Source organism: Legionella jamestowniensis (assembly GCF_001467745.1).
GTDB lineage: Bacteria > Pseudomonadota > Gammaproteobacteria > Legionellales > Legionellaceae > Tatlockia > Tatlockia jamestowniensis.
The window spans coordinates 708631-727341 of record NZ_LNYG01000013.1 but is presented as its reverse complement, the minus strand read 5'-3'; the positions used below and the strand labels follow the sequence as shown (position 1 = coordinate 727341).

The window sequence follows — 18711 nt, the reverse complement described above, 5'->3', positions numbered from 1 at the left end:
TTTTATCTTCTTTGCCAAATTACATTCTTCACAGTGTTATCCGCCGTAGCCTCAGCGCATTGATAATAACGGATACAGAAGAAAGCGCCATAGCAAGTGCAGCGATGATTGGACTTAATAGTAAGCCTGTGAATGGATACAAGATTCCTGCAGCCAAAGGTACACCCAAGATGTTATAAATAAAAGCAAAGAAGAGATTCTGGCGTATATTACTCATGGTCCCTTCTGATAAACGACGAGCCTTGACAATACCACGCAAATCCCCATGCAATAATGTAATACCAGCACTCTCAATAGCCACATCAGTCCCTGTTCCCATGGCAATACCAATATCAGCTCGTGCCAGTGCCGGTGCGTCATTCACCCCATCTCCTGCCATTGCAACAGTGAGTCCTTTATCCTTTAATTCACTTATAATACGGCTTTTATCCTCAGGCATGATTTCAGCCACTACCTTTTTTATGCCAAGTGTACCTGCCACAGCTTCTGCTGTTTTTTTACTATCCCCTGTCAGCATGTAAATTTCAATGCCACTTTGTTGAAGTGAGTGGATGGTTTCAGGGGTTGTTGATTTAATTGGATCTTCCACTACCAAAAGGGCTACTGTTTTATCATCGATAGCCATAAACATCACAGAGGCACCTTTGGCACGGAGCGCATCTGCTTTTGTAAAAAGAGAAGTATTATCGTTCCCATGCTCTTGCATTAATTTGATATTACCAATGGCAACACGATGACCATTTACTTTACCCACTACTCCTTTCCCAGTTGGGGCGTCAAAATTTTGGACTGGTTCAAGAGCCAACTGTTTTTCCTTTGCAGCCCTCACGATGGCTTTGGCAAGCGGATGTTCGCTTTGATGTTCAAGTGATGCCGCTAGCGCTAATGCCTCTTCCTCATTTAAGCCTTGATCAGATACAATCTGCGTCAATTTGGGGTGCCCTTCAGTGAGTGTTCCTGTTTTATCTACAACAAGCGTGTTCACCTTTTCCATTCGCTCAAGCGCTTCCGCGTTTTTAATCAATACACCAGTCTGAGCACCTTTCCCTACTCCTACCATGATAGACATCGGAGTTGCCAAGCCCAAGGCACAGGGACAAGCGATGATTAATACAGATACAGCAGCAATTAAGCCATAGCTAAGTGATGGTTGCGGCCCCAACAATGCCCACAAAATAAAAGAAAGCATGGCAATTAAAATCACGGCAGGCACAAACCATCCAGATACAGTATCTGCTAAACGTTGAATAGGGGCGCGGCTTCGTTGAGCATCACTCACCATCTGAACAATACGTGAAAGCATGGTGTCACTACCAACGTGAAGTGCTTTCATAACAAAACTACCCGTCTGGTTAATTGTCGCACCAATAACTTTAGCACCTGCTTCTTTAGTAACCGGAATAGGTTCTCCAGTCACCATAGATTCATCTACAAAACTTCGGCCTTCCTGTACCTCACCATCTACCGGTATCTTTTCACCAGGGCGAACACGCAGCAAATCGCCAACATTAATCTTATCCAGAGATACTTCCTCTTCACTCTCATCTTCTTTTATACGATGCGCACTGTCAGGTGCTAATTTCAATAAAGCACGGATAGCACTGCCTGTCTGCTCTCTTGCTTTTAATTCCAGCACTTGTCCTAATAAGACAAGGGTCGTAATAACAGCTGCGGCTTCAAAATACACAGCGACTACCCCTTCTGGACTTCGAAAAGTCATGGGAAATACCCCGGGCAGAAGTACTGCCACCATACTATAAACCCATGCTACCCCAATACCCATAGCTATTAGAGTAAACATATTCAATTGACGTGTTTTAAGAGTTTGCCAGCCACGTTGAAAAAATGGCCAACCACACCAAAACACAACAGGTGTAGCAAATAGCAGTTGAATCCAGTTTGAAACACTGGCAGATATAAAGTTTTGCAACAAATGTCCGCCCATCTCCAATACCACAACAGGTAAAGTAAGAATTACTGCCATCCAAAATCGACGCCTCATATCGAGGTATTCAGGATTTGTTTCTTCTTCGGCTGTCACTGTTTCCGGCTCTAAGGCCATACCACAAAGAGGGCAAATCCCGGGATTAGTCTGACGTACTTCAGGATGCATGGGGCAAGTATAGATGATTACACCCTCTGTTTTGGAGGAAGCATTGCGTGACTTCTGTACTCTATGTTCCTGATGACAACAAGCGTCCTCTTTTCCAGTATTTGTATGCTTTTGTTGATGATGGTCGTGTTTCATTGATCACCTATTCGTATTAGTAGTTTCACTTAAGCAGAGAACACGTTTCAATGCCCACCGCCATGGCCACCGTGGCCACCAGCACCGTGTCCCCCATAGCCTCCATCAACCTCCTGTGAACTATGCTTTCTCAACCCATCACAGGAGCTCAAAAAGAGTGTTGCCCCAACTAACCCAATAAAAACAATAAATGCCATAGTTATTTTAAAAATTGACATCTGATACTCCTTGAAAATAAATGTTGGTCCACTTATCCTTTTAAAGCCTTTACCAAATTGTGTTTTACTAACTCATCCACAACCAAATCACTCACATCAATGGCATTGGTTATATGATTTACCGTGTTACAAGTAATGATTTGCATACCTTCCATTTCCGATAATAGGGAATAGGCATCTTCTGCAAAAAGCGCATGCACACCAATGCAAGTCACTGACTTAACCCCTAAATCTTGCAAATGCTTCACCGTTTCCACCATGGTTCTGGCCGTGGAGATGATGTCATCGACTAATACTGGGGTAGAGGAGTGAAGCTTCGGAATATTGGGTACTGAAATAGCCACCTCTTTATCACCCCGTCTCTTTTTTTCCAAAATCACATAGGGAAAATCGCCCTTTTCTGCAATGTCGGCAACCCATTGCTCACTTTCCATATCAGGGCCTATAAGCACTGGTTTAATAACATGAGCCTTAATCCATCTCGCTATATTTGAAGTAGCATGTAAGACAAAAGTAGGAATGGAGTAGACTTCATCTAAAGAGTTATAACGATGCAAATGGGGGTCAATGGTTATGAGCCAATCAAATGAAGTAGAGAGTAACTCAGCAAAATAACGCGAGGTAATCCCTTCACCCTGATGAAAACGTTTATCTTGACGTAAATACGGAAGATAAGGGGCAATCAAACCAATTTTTTTAGCTCCTAATTCTTTGGCTGTTTTAGCAAAAAACAACAAAGGTAGTATTTTTTCATCGGGTCGGTTTAAGCTATCCACTACAATGAGGCTGTGATTTTTAACTTCCGAATTAATTTTTACGTACCACTCCGTGTCTGGAAAACGATGCAACGTGGCATCACCCACCTCCACTTGAAGCGCTTTTTTTAAGTGTCTACTGATTTCTGAAGCATCAAATAATGAAAATAAAATGGGCTTCAAGGCTTCTCTCCCAGAACAATGGTATTTTGTTTATCGCGAATAAAATCGCGAGCATAAGTCATCTCTCCTGAAGACTCTGAATGGATGGTGAACAAAGGCTGTCCTTTTTCAACTTGGTCGCCAATATGAACATGCAAATCAACCCCTGCTGATTTAGACTTAGGGGCCCCTGCAAGCTTGGCAATTTTTGCGAGCATTCGATTGTCAATGAGAGATACTTTACCTGCTTTCTCAGCACCAATAGGGTTAGTAAAACGTGCCGCCGTCAATTCCCGCATGCCTCCTTGTGCCTCACAAATCGCCTGAAATTTTTTAAACGCTTCGCCGCTATCTAATAATTGTTTGGCTATCGATTGACCTGAGCCAGGTTGTACTGTTGATGAAAATTCCAGTACTGCTCCTGCAAGAGTTAATGATTTTTCGCGCAAATCCTTTGGGGCATGAAGCAATCCTTGTAATACCGCCAACACATCGCGTGCTTCCAGGGAAGGGCCAATACCATTTCCTATCGGTTGTGCGCCATCAGTAATTAAAGTATGGACCACAAGGCCTAACTGTTTTCCTACTTCTTCAAGGGATTGCTTAAGAAGTAAAGCCCTGGACTTATTCCTGACTTTTGCGGTAGGTCCCACTGGAATATCAATAACGGCATGGGTTGCTCCTGTAGCAATTTTTTTAGAAAGGATTGAGGCGACCAATTGACCTTCACTATCTAACTCAAGAGCACGCTCCACCCGAATAAGCACATCATCGGCAGGGCTTAAGCTCACAGCACCTCCCCAAACGATACAACCGTTTTCCTTTTCAACCACGTGACACATAGCCTTTGGGCTCAGTGACACCGGTGCTAAAGTTTCCATTGTATCTGCAGTACCTGCTGGAGAAGTAATTGCCCGTGAAGAGGTTTTTGGGATAGTTAACCCAAAAGCAGCTACAATGGGAACCACAACAAGGGTGGTGCGATTTCCTGGCAAACCACCAACACAATGCTTGTCTACAATCAAAGGAGATGACCAGGATAAGCGATCGCCACTGTCAATCATGGCTTTTGTAAGTTTCATGATTTCAGTATTGCTTAAACGTTCTGCGGCACTGGCCGCTAAAAAAGCAGAAATTTGCAAATCAGAAAGACGACCACTTAAAACGTCATCCACGATGGCTTTGATTTGTTTAAAAGAGAGTTCATTACCATAAATCTTCGTATGCACATAACTTAATGATTCCAGAGGTTTAGGATGGGATAATTGGATTTCATCCCCTTCTTTAGCATTTAAAGAATCCCAGGCATAGTGTGACAAGCTGGCTTCCCCGGGCTTAAGCAGCTCTGAGGTAACGACATTAAGCGTTGCGATAATGGAGCGTTTTCCAAGGGTCACTTGAATACGTGTCTGCACTTCAAAGCCTTCTGCATGACACACATGACAATCCTCTCGCATGTAAATAATGGCTTCATGATACGTCTTGATGCCTAAATATTTTAAACGCAAGGCATGACCCACTTCTTTTGTCACGACAAATCCTCCACATGCTGGTAAGAAGGAATCATGCAGGTGAAACCAAATTGCTGTTCAATCTTGTCTTTGAGCGATTGTGCACTGTGAGGTTCACCATGAGTGATAAAGACTTTTTTGGGTGGCCGAATAAAGTGCTTTAGCCAACCTAACAGCTCCTGATAATCGGCATGCGCAGAAGTACTGCTCATGACAACGACCTTGGCACGTATAGGAATCATACTACCATGAATTTTGACCTCACGTTCCCCATTGACAATCCTGGCACCACGAGTGCCTCCTGCTTGAAAGCCGGTAAAAAGAAGGGTGCTCTTAGGATCAGGGGCAAAGGCTTTCAAATGATGCACAATACGACCACCTTGGGCCATCCCACTGGCGGCTATAATGATTTGAGGCATTTTATGACGATCGAGTTCTTTTGACTCCTCAGGGGTATTGATATAAGTAGCTGCGTTACATAAGCCATGGCATTGTTCCTCATTTAAACGATGATCCTCTTTATAAGTGCAGAGCAAATGGGTCGCATTGATGGCCATTGGGCTGTCTAAAAACACTGGAACGTCTTTGTGAATCTCTCCTTTTTGTTTCAGTTGATAAATAAAATAAAGAAGACTTTGCGCACGCCCTACGGCAAAGGCTGGAATGACGACAGAACCCCCTCGTTTGATGGTTGTATTAATCACTTGCCCCATTTGCGGCAACGGATCAGTTGCATCATGCAATCGGTCGCCATAAGTGGATTCCATGATCAGATAATCCGCTTCTTGAATGGGGGTTGGTGCCTTCATGACCGGATCATAAGGTCGACCAACATCCCCGCTAAACAAAAGGGAACACTTGCTTGTTTTTATTTTGATCATCGCGGCACCCACGATGTGTCCTGCACGATGAAATTCGAAGCTAAATCCATTAAATAATTGGTGCGGCGCATTAAAATCAACGGTTTCAAAATGTTTTAATGCCGTTCTCGCGTCTTTTTCGGTATAAAGAGGAAGCGCTGGCTTATGTTTCGAGAAACCATATTTATTGGCTAATCGTGCTTCTTCTTCCTGAAGATGACCACTATCCGGTAATAAAATAGCACACAATGCTTTTGTGCCGGGTGTTGCATAGATTTTTCCTTGAAATCCATTTTTTACTAATAGGGGCAAATAACCGGTGTGGTCAATATGCGCATGAGTGATAATCACAGCATCAATATCGCGCGGGTCAATAGGCAATGAAGCCCAGTTACGTAATCGTAATTCTTTATACCCTTGAAAAAGACCACAATCGATGAGAATTTTTTTAGAATCGATGGTCAAAAGGTATTTTGAACCAGTAACGGTTTGGGTTGCCCCTAAGAACGTTAATTTCATCTTGCCTCCATTAGACTTCCTTGTTTTTTCAAATCCACTTGCCAGCGCCACATCACATAAACCACGGGAATCACAATTAAAGTCAGCAATAGTGCTGAAAAAATCCCACCCACCATGGGAGCCGCGAGGCGTTTCATCACATCAGCACCAATACCTGTCGCCCACATCACCGGTAACAAACCCAGTATATTCGCAAGCCCTGCCATCGCCATAGGGCGAATACGCGATACGGCGCATTGCTGCACCGTTTGAATCAAGTCCGGCAAGGTTTTGAGTAATCCTTTTTCTTTTTGCTCGTTGTAATCAGAATCAAGGTAAGCGAGCATCACCGCACTCGTTTCAGCAGCCACTCCAGCAAGTGCAATCATCCCAACCCAGACCGCGATACTCATGTTGTACCCTAATAGAAGGAGCAGCAAAAATCCGCCAAGTAGAGCAAAGGGTACACCTAGCATCACCATCAATGTCTCAGTGATGGTGCGGAAGGTAAAGTAAAACAAAATAAAAATAATGGCTAAGGTGAGTGGTACAAAAATTTTAAGTCGTTCATACACGCGTTGCATGAATTCGTATTGACCTGACCAGGCAAGCGTGTAGCCCGGGGGTAATGTGACTTTTGCCTTGACCACTTGCTTTAACTCTTCCACGTAGCTTCCAATGTCTCGTCCGCTAATATCAATGAACACATAACCTGCTAACATCGCATTCTCATCGCGAACCATGGCAGGACCTGAACGAAAGGTTAAAGTCACCAATTGAGCAATAGGTATTTCAGCACCACTGGGTGTTTTCACTAAAATACGATTGATCTTATCCGGATCATCGCGTAATTCTCGCAAATAACGCACATTAACAGGATAACGTTCACGGCCTTCAATTGTGGTCGCTATGTTTTCACCACCCACGGCTGATTCGATGATACGATTGACATCCATAATGGTTAAACCATAGCGCGCAAGCTCGTCTCGATGGATGTCAAAATCAAGAAAATACCCTCCAGCCACCCGTTCCGCATACACCGTACTTGTCCCCGGTACTTCTTTGGCTACCATTTCGATTTCTTTGCCAATGGCTTCAATTTTTTTAATGTCAGGACCAAAAACTTTAATCCCTACAGCGGTTCGAATTCCTGTGGTGAGCATGTCATTACGCGCTTTAATGGGCATAGTCCAGGCATTGCTCACACCGGGAAATTGCAAGGCTTTGTCCATCTCAGCGACCAGGCTTTCATAGGTCACGCTTTTGCGCCAAAATTTCTTAGGCTTAAGTTCAACAATCACTTCCATCATGCTAAAAGGAGAAGGATCGGTTGACGTATTAGCCCGTCCCGTTTTTCCAAACACATAAGCCACTTCCGGGAATGATTTTAATTTCTTATCCATTTCCTGGAGCAGTTCTGTGGCTTGTGTGACCGATATGCCAGGTAAAGTAACAGGCATATATAAAATCGTACCTTCATACAGAGGCGGCATGAATTCTGAGCCAATGAGTTTATAGAGGGGAACCGTGGCTAATGCTGCTACCACAGCAATCGCTACTACAACACCACGGTAATGCAGTGCTAATTTCAAAACTGGTGCGTACATTTTTTGCATCACGCGGGTAATGGGATGTTTTTGCTCGGGGATGATACGCCCACGCACCAAAATAGGTAATAACATGGGGATTAAAGTAATGGCCAGCAAAGCACTCATAAAAATGGCTAAATTTTTTGTATAGGCCAAGGGTGAGAATAACCGTCCTTCTTGGGCCTCCAGGGTAAAAACCGGCATAAACGATATGGCAATAACCACTAATGATGCAAAAATGGCAGGGCCTACTTCTTTCGCTGAATCAATCAACACTTTGTTGCGATCGCCGGGACTTCCTTTTGCTTCCCAATCGGCTAACCGTTTGTGTGCGTTATCGACCATGATAATGGCCGCATCCACCATATCCCCAACCGCCACAATGATGCCGCCAATGGACATGATATTAAGGCCAATATTGAAAAAATAAATGGGAATAAACGAAATCAAAATAGCAAGCGGCAAAGTAATAATTGGAATCAAAGCGGAACGAAAATGCCCCAAGAAAACAATGATTAATAACCCAACCACCACAAGTTCTTCAATCAAATTCCAGTTGGCCGTTGAAATGGCTTCTCGAATCAGATTACTGCGGTCATACACATTGACCATTTTTATTCCTTCTGGAATGGCAGTAGCCAATTCTTTGAGCTTATCCTTGATTCGACCAATCACTTCCAAAACGTCTTCCCCAAAACGCATGATGACGATGCCACCAACGGTTTCGCCTTGACCATTTAAATCGACCACACCACGACGCATGTCTGAGCCTAGCTGCACGGTTGCCACATCTCGTAATAAAATCGGCGTCCCATTGGCATTCGTACCAATGGCTATTTTTTCAATATCATCTGTCGACGTGATATAGCCTCGTCCACGAACCATGTACTCTGTCCCTGAAAATTCAATGACACGCCCACCAGTATCATTATTGCTCATACGAATTTTTTCAATAATTTGGGGTACAGAAAGTTTATAGGAAAGTACTTTGACGGGATCTAAATTAATTTGATACTGCTTAACAAAACCACCCACGGTGGCGACCTCTGATACACCAGGTATAGCTCTTAACCAATAACTTAAATACCAATCTTGAAAAGTGCGTAAATCGGCCAGATTATGCTTCCCGCTTTCATCCACTAAGGCGTATTGATAAATCCAACCGACTGGTGTGGCATCAGGGCCTAATTGAGGGGTCACGCCTTCAGGCAGTTTTCCACTCAATTGGCTCATGTATTCTAAGACACGTGAGCGCGCCCAATAAATATCGGTTCCGTCCTTAAAAATGATATAAACGTAAGAAAAACCAAAATCAGAAAAACCGCGAACTGCTACAACGTTCGGTGCGGATAACAATGCCGTTACAATGGGGTAAGTGACTTGATCTTCCACCAGATCCGGTGCTCTGCCCATCCATGTGGTATACACAATCACTTGCGTATCTGAAATATCAGGCAAAGCATCCATGCGAGTATTTTTTAAACCCCACCAACCGCCCAAGGAGAACCCCACGACAAATAGCAACACGATAAATCGATTGTTTGCGCAGAATTCAATTATTTTCTCAACCATGTAAATCCTTTTATCGTATTAATGCTGCATACCACCCATCGCAGCCTTTAACTGACTTTCAGAGTCAATGAGGAAGTTAGCAGAGGTAATAATGTTATCTCCCTCTTTGATGCCTTGTACCACCTCGATCAAATCACCAGCACGCACACCCAATGTCACATTGCGCCACTCAATTTTTCCATCCCCATGATAAATAAACACCACGGCACGCTCACCCGTTATCAAAACAGCATTTTTGGACACTACAAGTCGCTTGCCTAAAGGAATTTTTAAGTCAATATTGGCGTACATCCCCGGTTTTAATTGATCCTTGGCATTATCCACCACAAAACGAACCTTGGCGGTACGAGTTTTCATATCGACCGTTGGATAAATAAAATCAAGTTTGGCTTTAAACAATTGATTAGGCAAATACGACAAGGTGACATCCGCTGTTTGATCGAGTTTAATATAAGGTAATTCATACTCATAAATGTCGCCTAAAATCCACAAACGAGATAAATCGGCTATGGTATACAGTTCATCTTCTGGTTTGATTCGCATGCCGACTAATGCCATTTTATGAGTAACCGTTCCATTAATTGGAGAATTAATGGTCATCGTATTGGTAATTTTACCGCTTTTTGTCAAATGCTCGATTTCCTTCTCAGAAATTCCCCACAGCAAAAGTCTTTGTTTGGCTGCCTCAAAAGACGCCTGAGAGCCTGATATAATTGAAGTGTTTTTGTTTTTACCAAGAATTTTTTTGGCTTGTAAAGCCAATAAATATTCTTGTTGAGTAGAAACCAGATCAGGACTATAAACAGTAAATAAAGCTTGATTTTTTTTGACTTTCTCTCCGGTAAAATTGACGAATAATTTTTCTATCCAACCATCAAAACGCACATGAATATGGGCAACCAACCGTTCATCTGCTTCAACATAACCCACCGTACGAATCGTTTTTTCAATCCATTGGCTTTTTACCGGCTCCGATGTAATGCCTATGGCTTGTAAGCGAACTGGGTCTATCATGATTAAATTGTCCGAGGTGGATTTTTTCATATCCATCTTGTCATGAGTACTTGTTGTTGATTGCGCAATACCTATTTGAACGGCGATCAATAACACAATAAATAAGACGATTGGCTTTCTAGACTTCATGTGAGCTTCCCTGTAATTTCTTCTATCTGCGTGATGGCTTTTTCGTGATTTGCCAACTCATTATGCAATTCAATTTCATTTTCTTGTAACGTCAGCAGGTTATTAAGCAAGGTTAAAAAATCCACTTTACCAACTCCATAATTGGCTTGTGATGAATTAAACGTTAGTGTGGCCAAAGGAATGATGGAGCCTTGGATCAATTCAATTAACTTTGCAGAACGCTGTTCCACTAAAAAAGCGTTTTTGACCTGGAAAAGAAGCGCTTGATAGGTGGTGTGCAAATCTTCTACTTCAGCATTGTAACGAGAAAGGGATTCTCGCAAGCCATTATTTTGCTTCTCCATAAAATACAAAGGAATAGTGGCTTTCAAGTTGACCATATATCCGTCATTATTCGTTACTGTGTTATGTAATTTTCCTCCTTCAATTTCAACATCAGGAAAATAATTCATTTTACTTAATTTAACCGTTTGGCGTCGTTGCTCAACGCTTCGTTCGCGTGCTTTTAATTGTGGAGAGCGCTGTTTGATGAGGTTATTGAGAAATGCCAAATTATGACGATGATGGGTTACAGATAACTGCGATGGGGTATGAATTGCAATATCCAAGGGTCGATTTAAAAGACGGTTAATATCCGCCTCAAGCGATTCCCGCTCTTGTTTTAAGATAACCAAACGCATATCCAGGCGAGCGATTTCGGTCTGTGCCCGAAAAATATCTTGTTGCGGAACTTTTCCCACGCTGTAATTCACTTGAGCACTTTTTTCAAGCTCTTGCAGAAGCAGTAGGGTTTTTTGCAGGATTTCAATTGATTTATTAACCGAATAAAGGTTGTAATAGATACGCTTTAATTGGGCAATAACAACCAGGCACGTGGCCTGGAAGTCCGCGGCAGCCCGTTTTGCCTTCTCGACTGCTATTTTCCCACGAACTGCCAGCTTCCCTGGAAATGGAATTTCCTGACTTGCACCAATCATTTGTAGCCGCATGGGATCAATATTCATCGGGGAACCAACACTGACTTTAGGATCAGGGAGTGAACGGGCTTGGGGTGCAACACGATTGGCAGCGATCCAGCGCGCATGAGCCGCCTTAATTTGTGGGTTATTTCCCTTAGCCTCTTCAATCAGCTTCTCTAAAACTGGTAATGGCGCAGCATGGCTTAAAGAGAAAACAGGGTAATTGATCAAGCTGGTAATCAGGATGACCCAGAAGCCTTTTTTAAAATTAAAACGCCTCATGAGGTGAATTCCTTAATTTAATCATTTTCTTCAATTCCAAAATCAGTAAAGGGATGGTTCCTAAGACTATCCAAAGCAAGCATTCAGATAAAGTCACTGGACTAATTCCAAAAAGACGTTGCAAAAAAGGGACATGATGAATGAAGATCTGCAACGCAAAACTAATGCTGACAATAAAAAACAAGCGCATGTTTGAAAACAGCCCTACTTGCCATATGGTCTTGGTTTGACTACGAGCCCCAAAGGCTCTTAATAATTCTGCAGTCACTAAAACAGAAAAAGCAGCGTCCTGAGCCTGTATCAAATCCGCATTGACTAAATATTCGTAAGCAAATACACCAAAGGTGACCAGTGCCGTTAAACAACCTATAAAAGATACCTGCTTGAAAAATGAAAAATTCATCAGAGATTGTTGTGATGATCTTGGCGGACGTTTAAGAATTCCAGGCTCAGCCGGATCGGTTGCCAAAGCCAATGCCGGCAAACCATCCGTCACTAAATTTATCCATAACAATTGGATTGGCAATAGTGGTAAGGGCCAGCCGATTAAAAGAACACTAAAAACAACCAGCAGTTCACCCATATTTCCCGCTAATAAATAAGCAAGCGTTTTGGCAATATTGTCATAAATTGTCCGCCCTTCTTCAATCCCATCGACAATAGAGGTAAAGTTATTATCCATGAGAATAATATCGGCAGATTCTTTAGTCACTTCAGTGCCTGTGAGCCCCATTGCGATACCAACCGAAGCTTCTTTTAGTGCCGGTGCATCGTTTACACCATCACCAGTCATTGCAACCACCATGTGATGTTTTTTCCAGGCACGAACGATTTTTAATTTATGTTCAGCAGTAACGCGAGCATAAACAGCAATCTGTTTCACACACGCCATAAAGTCATCATCAGACATCTTATCCAGTTCATTACCTGTCATCAGGCGATCGCCTGGATTCAGTATCTCTAATTCACGAGCAATTGCTTTGGCGGTATCGGGGTGATCGCCTGTGATCATGACTGGTTTAATGCCTGCCATTTTACAACGCTTAACCGATGCTTTTGCATCAGCATGCGGCGGATCCTGGAGTCCTATGAGTCCTAGTAAAACAAGATTATTTTCAATGTCTTCATCAGCAGCCTCCAATAATGAAGAATCGCATTGCCGTTGTGCAAAGGCCAAGATTCGCAATGCTTCACTGGCCATCAATTGACAGGATTGTTGCATACGGGCACGTTCTTTAGGGGTTAATTTTTTGATGCCCTCTCGAGTCAAAATATGGCTACAGCGTTCGAAAATCACTTCAGGTGCCCCTTTGACAAACGCAGTCAGTTGCTCTGCTTGCCTACGGATTATCGTCATACGTTTTCGTTCTGAATCGAAAGGCAATTCTCGTATGCGAGGAAAAGTCGACTCCAGAATATCACGCCAAATATCTCCTTTGGCAGCCGCTACTAATAGTGCAATTTCTGTTGGGTCCCCAACAGTGGATAGTTGTCCTTGTTGCAAACGAATTTCTGCATTGTTACACGCCGAAGCGGCGCTCAAAACAGTCTGTAACAAATTATCTTTGGCGACATCACTCTCTTGACCTTGGGAAATAAAATGACCATCCAAGTGATATCCTTCACCTATGATACTGTACACTTCCTCTGCGGTAATGAGTTTACGGGCTGTCATCTCACCCACTGTTAATGTCCCGGTTTTATCCGTACAAATGACTTGGAGACAACCCAGAGTTTCCACAGCTGACATACGCCTTACCAAGACAGCACGTCGTACCATGCGTTGAACACCTAAGGCTAAAGCAACAGTGACTACCGCAGGTAAACCCTCAGGAATAGCCGCTACAGCCAGACTAACGGAGCTCATAAACAATTCAAAAAATGGAATACGACGTAACCAACCGAGAATAAAAATCAGTAGGACAATGGAAAAACAAAGCCATAATAGCCGGGAACCCACATGATTAAGCCTTTTTTGTAATGGGGATTCATCACGAGAAGCCTCATTCAACATGGTCGCAATACGTCCCATTTCGGTACTCATACCGGTTGCGACTACAATGGCTCGACCTGTACCATTCGCCACGGATGTTCCCATAAAGACCATGTTTTTGCGCTCAGCCAGCGGTGTTTCAGCACTATAAAAATTGAGATTTTTTTCAATAGGCAATGATTCACCGGTTAAAGGGGCTTCCTCCGTCTTTAAGGAAGACAGCTCAAAAAGACGAGCATCAGCTGTAACTAAATCTCCTCCTTCAAAAAGAAGAATATCGCCTGGCACTATATCGGAAGTAGTGATTATCCTGGCATGACCATCCCGAATTACCCTGGCTTTAGGGGAAGCCAATTTTTGCAACGCTAAAATAGCACGATCAGCTCGAAATTCGATAATAAAGCCGATAATGGCATTCAAAACCACAATGGCAAAAATGGCAATGGCATCTACTGTTTCACCAAGTAAAAATGAAATGACTACAGCGCCTAAAAGAACCCAGGTGACTAAACTGTTTACTTGTTGGAAAAGAATTTTCAAAAAAGAAGTTTTTTTCTGTTTGACCAATACATTAGCGCCAGACTCTTCTAAGCGTCGTTGTGCTTCTTCCTCAGTTAAACCAACTGATAAATCAGTTTTAAGTACTTTGGCCACTTCTTGGGGCTTCTTGTCATGCCAAATCTGCGTCATTGTCCATCCTTTGAATCTGCTCACCTATTATTCATGTGAGTTTAATTTCCCTAAAAATTCAAACGCCTAAGTTGGTATTATAAGAGAATCAATACTCATGACAAACCCTTACAATTCAGTCTAAAGCCCCTGATGTTAACGACCACTGCCACCTCCATGGCCTTGCGCGACATGAATATTTTAATTCTTTGTACTATCGTTGGCAGCTCCACTGTTTGTACAAACAGCAAGTAATAAACAGCAGGCTAAAATAAACCAATGACTTTGTTTTATGATGATTTTTATCCATGATTTTAAAAGGAAATAATTAAAATATAGACTGTCATTCAATCACCAGTCAAAATAAATAGCTCTAATTGATTGAACGGATAACATCAAACTCTTCTTCCCAATCCAAAAGATAGACTAGATTATTTTGTGCATGATTACTATTTTTTGGGTGAAAACAGAGAGCTTTTTCTTTTTCCTCTTCGGCTCTTGCTTCAGGAAAATACTCCAAGATCTCCATATCACTCATGATAGTTCCATCGATAAATAGATTACCTAATAATAACTTAAAATAAAGTGAATTATCTTAAGCATATCTAATTTTTCTTATACTTTAATTCGCTAAACTGATTTAAGCAATTGAATGAGATGTTGTATAAACTCTAAAAAAAACAGTAATCATATAAAGCGGTTAATTGAAACCTAGGTAGTTAGTGTTTATCTACGATATAATGATACAGAACGGTTGAGTGTCCTTGGAGCCAAAATTATTGTGAAAAAATTTATCATTGCCCTCATTGGTTTGCTATTAAGCAATTCGTATTATGGAATTGCTATTGCTGGAAATTCACATCATCATGCGATGAAAAATCCCTCAAAAAATTCATCGAAGTCACAGCAAAGTGCTACCATGCGATTATCAATTCAGAGGATAATTGAAAAAAAGGATAAGAAACTAGTCTTCCTCAAGTTATCTAAAACAACAAATAATAACCCAGTTACCCTAAACGATCTTGTTGAGGCACATACACAAAAGATTCATTTATTGATTATTGATGACAATCTCATGGACTACAGCCATGTTCATCCAGTTGAAACAACGACACCCGGTGTTTACCAATTTGAGTGGCAGCCTATCCTCAAAAATGCTTCTTATCGTGCATGGGCCGATCTATTGCCTGCGAATACAAAAATTCAGGAATATATTATTGCTGATTTTCCATCTCCTAAAAACATTAAGGGATTAGGAGGTCATATTGATCACCAGCCTTTATTTGAAAGCACTGTTGATGGCTATCAGTTCAAATTATCTTTTGATAAAACACCATTACAAGTGGGGCAACCAGCCATGGGTAAAATAGATATTGTTGATGCCAAGGGAAACCCAGTTCATACGTTAGAACCAATTATGGGTGCCTATGCTCACATCGTTGGTTTTAATGAAGACTTTAAAACCGTTACCCACGTTCATCCTATGTGGAAAGAACCCCAAAATAAGGCTGAACGTGGAGGACCCGAATTACAATTTCATATTGAGCCCAATAAAGCGGGATTTATTAAATTGTTCACCCAAGTACAAATTAATGGGAAAACACTTTTTGCCCCGTTTGGAATCCCAGTAAAAAATACAATGCAATATTAGATCCGCAATACTGGATACATCACTTGAATCACGAATCCATTCATCTCATATTGAACAAATAAAACTGGAGAAACCATCCATTGGCATGGTGGGTTAATTTTCTGGTAGTTGATTGATTTTCAATTTCATTGAATAGATATCAGATGACTTATCTTTGTGGCTTAAAGGTAAAGGAACTCTTACTTTATAAAGTTCTCCCCCATTTACTAAAACAAAAGCCTGCCCCTTTGGCAAAGAAATAATATCCTCTACTCCAATCATAGGCACAGAAGAAGTTTGTACTCTGTCCTCATTGGTTGTATTAAAATAAACCCCATCTTCCCCATGAGGTGTATCATTAACCATAGAAACTTGGGTATGTCCAATAACTCCAACTTGAGGCAGCACTTTAACCAGTAAATTGGCTGTTTCTTCATTTTTAACACGCAGCATAATTAGGGTATTAAAATTTCCCTCGGATACTTCTGCTTTAGCCCTGGAACCCAGTGCAACTTCCATATCTTGAATAGTTTGAGCGTAAGCGGTCACTTGAAAACCAGCACCGCCCGCTTTATTGAGAATCTTCACAAAAGAATCCTGGATAATCTCTGACAGCTCATCACAATGCAGATTCAATATATAACGAGCATTGGGTTCCTTGTAAATTTTACCAGCTGTAGAAACCAGATCTGACAAAAAAGCTTTACCCACTGCTTGGGCAATATTAGGATTAGTTAAACTATCTAAACCAATATAAAGCACTTTCTTATTTTTAATCACATCCATCAGCTCAATGTCACCTGCTTTGGCCTTTGACGATAGAATTTTTGAAGCATTACTTTTATTGATTTCAGACAATACAGGGCCGACGCTGGCTGTGATTTTTTCATAGTAGTGTTTATCCATAATAGCTGCATCATAAAGGTCTATCAGGATTTGGTCGTGAAGCGCTTCGGCATTGTTGCTTTTGATGGTTTTGTTGATGTGGTCTTTGACATATTGAATGACTGCCTGGTGGCGTTCCATAGGGGATTTGGTTTTATTGTTTTTACCAATCTTGCTGTCATGTTCCTCTATAATAGCTTCAATCTCTTGATGATATTTGGGATAGTGATTGGGTAGAATGGTGTCGGCATATGTCATCAATAGTTGATCTAATCGACTGATATAAAAGGCTATGGATTGGTAGGTAATGGGTTGTTTCATTTCTTCAAGACAAATGGCAACGATATTAACATATTTCCATGCAAAGGCTGCAAATTGCTTCCCTTCACCTTCTGCGGATATTGCATCGGTGATTCGTGTAGCCACTTCACTGATTTGGTCGAAATTTTTGAGAGGATTATATCGTGCGGATTTCTCTGGAAAGCCTAAGTGAACGATTTTGAAATCTTCTGTTCTGCCTGATACCTTACAGGCAGCCATCATGTCTCTAACCAAGTCCTGGTCGCCTTTAGGGTCTACAACAATAACGGCATCACCGTTTCGGATGTCCTGGTTAATCAGAATACTGGCTAATCGAGTTTTGCCGACTCTGGTAGTACCAACCACAAAAGTATGACCTACACGTACATCTTGAGGAATGTAAACTGGTTTATCTTCTTCTCCAACTCCGTGAAGGAAAGGACTTCCTCCGACGGGAGGATCGGGTCTGAATGGATTTAACTTGGAGCGGTTGTTAAGCCATTTTGCTAATCGAGTGTGTTCATGGTTTTGGCAGAATTGTCTGGCCAGCTGATAGCTATAGCTCCTTTGCATGAACTTTTCATTTTTGACCTGTTTGATTTGATGCAGCTTTTGGGTATGGCTTGGTCGCCAGCGGAAACCTTTACCTAGAAATAGCCAGTTTTTGGATAAAGGAATTTCTGTGGTGGATAGGGCATAGGTTGGCATGGCTAAAAGTCTGTGCTGATATCGCTTAACCTTTATTGCTTGCCATGCTCTAAAGACACCAGGGATTGATAGTGTAATCGCTGCATATAGACTCATTGTTTGCGTAAGCAAGAACAGATGTGGTTGGCTATAAGCGAGTAGAGCCAAAGACAAACAGGTAATCGCTGACCAGGCTTCGGTTGGTTCCCGAAATAGGTTATTAATAGGATATTCGCTCATAACATTCTCCAAATCATCAGTGCATCAATAAATAAGAAAATAGCCAGTAGATACCAGCGGACTTTGAGGGCTGTTTTGAGTTGTTCGGATGAGAGTTGATTATTAATCTGTATGCGTGTGACCAGCTTTGGCCATAACAAAATCAAAGCCAGATAAAGTAGTCCATGTAAGCCTAGAAACAACGGTTGTATATTAGCGAATGTATGTTGCCAACGAGTAAGAATATTTGTATTGATAATCCAAGGAGCAATTATCAATAAACCAATGATTGGTAAAATGGCTTGAATCAGTACTATAATGAATGAACGGATGTAATGTTTAATCATAGGGATAGCTCCAAATGAGAAAGGTATTTCGCTTGTTGGCGGTAGTTCTTGATGCCCTTGTTGGCGTAGCCGAGGATAAACCTGCTAAACGCTATTTGACTGTTTATGAGGCTCAAGAAAAATTTGATAAGGGCTTGATTAGTATTCGTGAATACAATGAATCCCTTGAGTCTAAATAAGGTCT

The 18711-nt window shown here is 41.8% G+C and carries 14 protein-coding genes; 2 read left to right on the top strand and 12 right to left on the bottom strand.

Annotated features, from left to right (window positions below; translation table 11 throughout):
- Window positions 1-28: 28 nt before the first annotated feature.
- The 10 genes from Ljam_RS07600 to Ljam_RS15185 all read right to left on the bottom strand — a co-directional run bounded on the left by Ljam_RS07600 (window position 29) and on the right by Ljam_RS15185 (window position 14997).
- Window positions 29-2248, bottom strand: a complete 2220-nt coding sequence (locus Ljam_RS07600) for a copper-transporting P-type ATPase (RefSeq protein ID WP_014842610.1) — start codon at window positions 2246-2248, stop codon at window positions 29-31.
- Between the two features lie 47 nt (window positions 2249-2295).
- Window positions 2296-2466 carry a hypothetical protein gene (locus Ljam_RS15365; protein WP_014842609.1) on the bottom strand — a complete coding sequence of 57 codons (171 nt, stop codon included), beginning with the start codon at window positions 2464-2466 and terminating at the stop codon, window positions 2296-2298.
- Window positions 2467-2498: 32 nt separating this feature from the next.
- Complete coding sequence (locus Ljam_RS07595; RefSeq protein ID WP_014842608.1) at window positions 2499-3404, bottom strand: ribose-phosphate pyrophosphokinase; 906 nt, start codon at window positions 3402-3404, stop codon at window positions 2499-2501.
- Entirely contained in the window at window positions 3401-4915 is a 1515-nt protein-coding gene (locus tag Ljam_RS07590; protein WP_014842607.1) for a thymidine phosphorylase family protein, read from the bottom strand. Before Ljam_RS07590 ends, Ljam_RS07595 begins: the two co-directional genes overlap by 4 nt.
- Window positions 4912-6273 carry an MBL fold metallo-hydrolase RNA specificity domain-containing protein gene (locus Ljam_RS07585; RefSeq protein ID WP_014842606.1) on the bottom strand — a complete coding sequence of 454 codons (1362 nt, stop codon included), beginning with the start codon at window positions 6271-6273 and terminating at the stop codon, window positions 4912-4914. The genes Ljam_RS07590 and Ljam_RS07585 overlap by 4 nt, the downstream gene beginning before the upstream one ends.
- Window positions 6270-9413 (bottom strand): efflux RND transporter permease subunit, encoded by a 3144-nt coding sequence (locus tag Ljam_RS07580; protein WP_010652852.1) that lies wholly within the window; start codon window positions 9411-9413, stop codon window positions 6270-6272. Before Ljam_RS07580 ends, Ljam_RS07585 begins: the two co-directional genes overlap by 4 nt.
- Window positions 9414-9431: 18 nt before the next feature.
- On the bottom strand, window positions 9432-10556 hold the full coding sequence (locus tag Ljam_RS07575; protein WP_014842605.1) for an efflux RND transporter periplasmic adaptor subunit: 1125 nt from the start codon (window positions 10554-10556) through the stop codon (window positions 9432-9434).
- The gene (locus Ljam_RS07570) at window positions 10553-11797 is read right to left on the bottom strand and encodes a TolC family protein (protein ID WP_014842604.1); all 1245 of its coding nucleotides are present in this window, start codon (window positions 11795-11797) and stop codon (window positions 10553-10555) included. The genes Ljam_RS07575 and Ljam_RS07570 overlap by 4 nt, the downstream gene beginning before the upstream one ends.
- On the bottom strand, window positions 11784-14480 hold the full coding sequence (locus Ljam_RS07565; RefSeq protein ID WP_014842603.1) for a cation-translocating P-type ATPase: 2697 nt from the start codon (window positions 14478-14480) through the stop codon (window positions 11784-11786). The genes Ljam_RS07570 and Ljam_RS07565 overlap by 14 nt, the downstream gene beginning before the upstream one ends.
- 352 nt (window positions 14481-14832) lie before the next feature.
- Entirely contained in the window at window positions 14833-14997 is a 165-nt protein-coding gene (locus Ljam_RS15185; RefSeq protein WP_154080663.1) for a hypothetical protein, read from the bottom strand.
- 243 nt (window positions 14998-15240) lie between these two features.
- Here Ljam_RS15185 and Ljam_RS07560 point away from each other — a divergent pair, with 243 nt between their 5' ends.
- On the top strand, window positions 15241-16110 hold the full coding sequence (locus tag Ljam_RS07560) for a hypothetical protein (RefSeq protein WP_028389632.1): 870 nt from the start codon (window positions 15241-15243) through the stop codon (window positions 16108-16110).
- Window positions 16111-16203: 93 nt separating this feature from the next.
- Here Ljam_RS07560 and traD read toward each other — a convergent pair whose 3' ends face one another.
- Both traD and Ljam_RS07550 read right to left on the bottom strand, forming a co-directional pair.
- Window positions 16204-18201, bottom strand: coding sequence for a type IV conjugative transfer system coupling protein TraD (gene traD / locus Ljam_RS07555; protein ID WP_014842601.1), 1998 nt, complete (start codon window positions 18199-18201; stop codon window positions 16204-16206).
- Window positions 18198-18527: a hypothetical protein gene (locus tag Ljam_RS07550; RefSeq protein ID WP_014842600.1), complete on the bottom strand. Its 330-nt coding sequence runs from the start codon at window positions 18525-18527 to the stop codon at window positions 18198-18200. Before Ljam_RS07550 ends, traD begins: the two co-directional genes overlap by 4 nt.
- 14 nt (window positions 18528-18541) lie before the next feature.
- Between Ljam_RS07550 and Ljam_RS15360 the strand changes: the two genes are divergently transcribed.
- Complete coding sequence (locus Ljam_RS15360) at window positions 18542-18706, top strand: hypothetical protein (protein WP_010652859.1); 165 nt, start codon at window positions 18542-18544, stop codon at window positions 18704-18706.
- The last annotated feature ends 5 nt before the right edge of the window (window positions 18707-18711 follow it).

Excerpts from the sequence above, each read along its gene's own strand:
- Ljam_RS15360 (WP_010652859.1), top strand. The coding sequence starts at position 18,542 with ATGAGAAAGGTATTTCGCTTGTTGGCGGTAGTTCTTGATGCCCTTGTT.
- Ljam_RS15185 (WP_154080663.1), bottom strand. The coding sequence starts at position 14,997 with ATGAGTGATATGGAGATCTTGGAGTATTTTCCTGAAGCAAGAGCCGAA.
- Ljam_RS07580 (WP_010652852.1), bottom strand. The coding sequence starts at position 9,413 with ATGGTTGAGAAAATAATTGAATTCTGCGCAAACAATCGATTTATCGTG.
- Ljam_RS15365 (WP_014842609.1), bottom strand. The coding sequence starts at position 2,466 with ATGTCAATTTTTAAAATAACTATGGCATTTATTGTTTTTATTGGGTTA.
- Ljam_RS07550 (WP_014842600.1), bottom strand. The coding sequence starts at position 18,527 with ATGATTAAACATTACATCCGTTCATTCATTATAGTACTGATTCAAGCC.
- Ljam_RS07600 (WP_014842610.1), bottom strand. The coding sequence starts at position 2,248 with ATGAAACACGACCATCATCAACAAAAGCATACAAATACTGGAAAAGAG.
- Ljam_RS07575 (WP_014842605.1), bottom strand. The coding sequence starts at position 10,556 with ATGAAGTCTAGAAAGCCAATCGTCTTATTTATTGTGTTATTGATCGCC.
- Ljam_RS07570 (WP_014842604.1), bottom strand. The coding sequence starts at position 11,797 with ATGAGGCGTTTTAATTTTAAAAAAGGCTTCTGGGTCATCCTGATTACC.
- Ljam_RS07585 (WP_014842606.1), bottom strand. The coding sequence starts at position 6,273 with ATGAAATTAACGTTCTTAGGGGCAACCCAAACCGTTACTGGTTCAAAA.
- Ljam_RS07565 (WP_014842603.1), bottom strand. The coding sequence starts at position 14,480 with ATGACGCAGATTTGGCATGACAAGAAGCCCCAAGAAGTGGCCAAAGTA.
- traD (WP_014842601.1), bottom strand. The coding sequence starts at position 18,201 with ATGAGCGAATATCCTATTAATAACCTATTTCGGGAACCAACCGAAGCC.